The 2,784-nt window shown below is 66.7% G+C and carries 2 protein-coding genes and 1 pseudogene; 2 read left to right on the top strand and 1 reads right to left on the bottom strand.

Translation table 11 applies throughout. The features are described 5' to 3' along the window. Positions 1–26: 26 nt before the first annotated feature. Positions 27–1,547 (top strand): annotated as a pseudogene (ureC, locus tag RMO40_RS13645) (urease subunit alpha); the annotation flags it as partial. Between the two features lie 16 nt (positions 1,548–1,563). Next, the gene (locus tag RMO40_RS13640; protein WP_309722094.1) at positions 1,564–2,217 is read left to right on the top strand and encodes a LysE family transporter; all 654 of its coding nucleotides are present in this window, start codon (positions 1,564–1,566) and stop codon (positions 2,215–2,217) included. Positions 2,218–2,229: 12 nt separating this feature from the next. Here RMO40_RS13640 and RMO40_RS13635 read toward each other — a convergent pair. Beyond that, positions 2,230–2,784: TOBE domain-containing protein (locus RMO40_RS13635; protein ID WP_309722090.1), on the bottom strand; the 555-nt coding region annotated here is incomplete at its 5' end.

The following is a 2,784-nucleotide window of genomic DNA, read 5'->3' as shown; positions in this document are numbered from 1 at the left end:
CTGGGGCATCGTGAAGGCCGACGCGGGCCGAAGGGGCGGTGGACACCGTCATCACCAACGCGCTGATCGTTGACGTGACGGGCATCTACAAGGCTGATGTGGGGCTGCGCGATGGGCGCATCCATGCCATCGGCAAGGCGGGTAATCCGGACATCCAGCCCGGCGTGACGATCATCGTCGGTCCCGGCACCGACGTGATCGCGGGCGAGGGCAAAATCCTCACCGCCGGCGTCATGGACGCGCACATCCACTTCATCTGCCCGCAGCAGATCGAAGAGGCGCTGATGAGCGGCGTCACCACCATGCTGGGCGGCGGCACCGGCCCGGCCACCGGCACCTTTGCCACGACCTGCACGCCGGGGCCGTGGCACATCCACCAGATGCTGAAAGCAGCCGAGAGCTTCCCGATGAACCTCGGCTTCCAGGGCAAGGGCAACGCCAGCCTGCCAGGTGCGCTCGAAGAGCAGATCGAAGCCGGCGCCTACGGCCTGAAACTGCACGAAGACTGGGGCACCACGCCGGCCGCCATCGACTGCTGCCTGACAGTGGCCGACAAACACGACGTGCAGGTCACCATCCACACCGACACGCTCAACGAGTCGGGCTTCGTCGAAGACACCATCGCGGCCTTCAAGGGCCGCACCATCGCCACCTTCCACACCGAAGGTGCGGGTGGTGGGCATGCGCCCGACATCATCAAGTGCGCGGGGCTCTCCAACGTGTTGCCATCGTCGACCAACCCGACGATGCCGTACACCGTGAACACCGTCGACGAACACCTCGACATGCTGATGGTGTGCCACCACCTGGACGCGAGCATCGCCGAAGACCTGGCCTTTGCCGAGAGCCGCATTCGCCGCGAGACCATCGCGGCCGAAGACATCCTGCATGACGTGGGCGTGTTTTCGATGATGTCGTCTGACAGCCAGGCGATGGGGCGTGTGGGCGAGGTGATCATCCGCACCTGGCAGGCCGCGCACAAGATGAAAGAGCAGCGTGGCACGCTGCCGCAAGACAACGCCCGGCACGACAACTTTCGCGTCAAGCGCTACATCGCCAAGTACACGATCAACCCGGCCATCACGCAGGGCATCTCGCACGAGGTGGGCTCTGTCGAAGTGGGCAAGCTGGCCGACCTGGTGGTGTGGAAGCCGGCGTTCTTCGGCGTCAAGCCGTCGCTGATCTTGAAGGGCGGCATGATCGCCGCCGCCGCGATGGGCGACCCGAATGCGTCGATCCCCACACCGCAGCCGGTGCACTACCGGCCGATGTTTGGCGCCTATGGCGCGGCGATGAACAACACCTGCGTGACCTTCGTGTCGCAAGCCGCGCTCGACCTCGGCGTGCCCGGCAAGCTTGGCTTGCAGCGCCGCGCGGTGGCCGTCAAGGGCACACGCACGATCGGCAAGGCCGACATGGTCCACAACAGCGGCACGCCCAAGATCGAGGTCGACCCGCAGACCTACGAAGTGCGCGCCGATGGCGTGTTGCTCACCTGCGAGCCCGCCACGGTGTTGCCGATGGCGCAGAAGTACTTCCTGTTCTGACCACGAGGAGCGCCCCATGCTCGCCGACCTGCTGCCCCCGCTGCCCCTGCTGCTGGCCTTCATCACCGCCAGCCTGATCCTGGCGCTCACGCCAGGGCCGGCGGTGGTCTACATCCTCGCGCGCACCTTGTCGCAAGGGCGTGCCTCGGGCCTGGCTTCGGCGGCGGGTGTGGCCTTGGGCAACCTGGGCAATGCGGTCGGTGCGGCGCTGGGCCTGGCGGCGCTGTTTGCGGTGTCGTCAGCGGCGTTCACCGTGGTCAAGTGGGCCGGCGCGATCTACCTCGTCTGGATGGGCGTGCGCATGCTGCGCTCGGCCAGCGTCGCGCGCACGGGCGAAGTCGCTCGGGTGGAGCCGCTGCAACGCTCGCGCATCTTTCGCGATGGTTTCCTGGTGGCCTTGCTGAACCCGAAAACGGCGCTGTTCTTCGCCGCTTTTTTGCCGCAGTTCATGAGCGCCACGGCGCCCCACCTTCAACAAAGCCTGGCGCTGGGCGCCATCTTCTGCGCGGTCGCCGGTTGCACCGATCTCATCTACGTGCTCGCCGCCAGCCTGCTCGCACCGCGCGTGAGCTCGCTGGGTGCGCATGCCCGCTGGGGCCAGCGAGCGGCCGGGGCCTCGTTCATCGGTCTCGGGCTGCTGACGGCCTTCACAGGCAAGCCGGCGCGCTGAGCGGGCGCCGCCTCAGGCGGCGTTCTTGAAGGCGATCACGTGGTCCATGTCGAGCCGGATGCCGATGGCTTCATGCAGTGCGTGGTTGTGGTGTGAGGGCACCATCGCCAGCACCCGCGCGCCGCTTGCCAGCTGCAAGGTGTAGAGGATTTCGGCCCCCCGGAATGCCTTGTGCTGCACGGTGCCACGCAGCGCGCTGGCGTCGTCGTGCAGCACATCGTCGGGGCGCAGCAGAACCTGCACCTGTTCACCCACGCTGCAAGAGTCACCGGTGTCGGCGAAACAAATCGGCTCGGTCGCAGCCACTTCGCCGAGTTCGAGCCGCAGCCGCTGCGGGCCCAGCACGGTGGCTTCGACAAACACACCCTGGCCGATGAAGTCGGCCACGAAGCGGCTGTTCGGCCGGTGGTACAGCTCGTAAGCGCCTGCGATCTGCTGGATGCGGCCTTCTTGCATCACCGCGATCTCGTCGGCCATGGCAAAGGCTTCGTTCTGGTCGTGGGTGACGAACACCGCCGTCGTGCCGTTGGCCTTGAGGATGGTGCGCACCTCGGCGGCCAGCTGCTC

It is taken from the genome of Rhizobacter sp., from assembly GCF_031412075.1.
GTDB lineage: Bacteria > Pseudomonadota > Gammaproteobacteria > Burkholderiales > Burkholderiaceae_C > Rhizobacter.
The sequence above is the reverse complement of the archived record's forward strand: the minus strand, read 5'-3'. Positions and strand labels throughout refer to the sequence as shown.

Coding starts and splice junctions, on each gene's coding strand:
- RMO40_RS13640 (WP_309722094.1), top strand. CDS start 1,564: ATGCTCGCCGACCTGCTGCCCCCGCTGCCCCTGCTGCTGGCCTTCATC.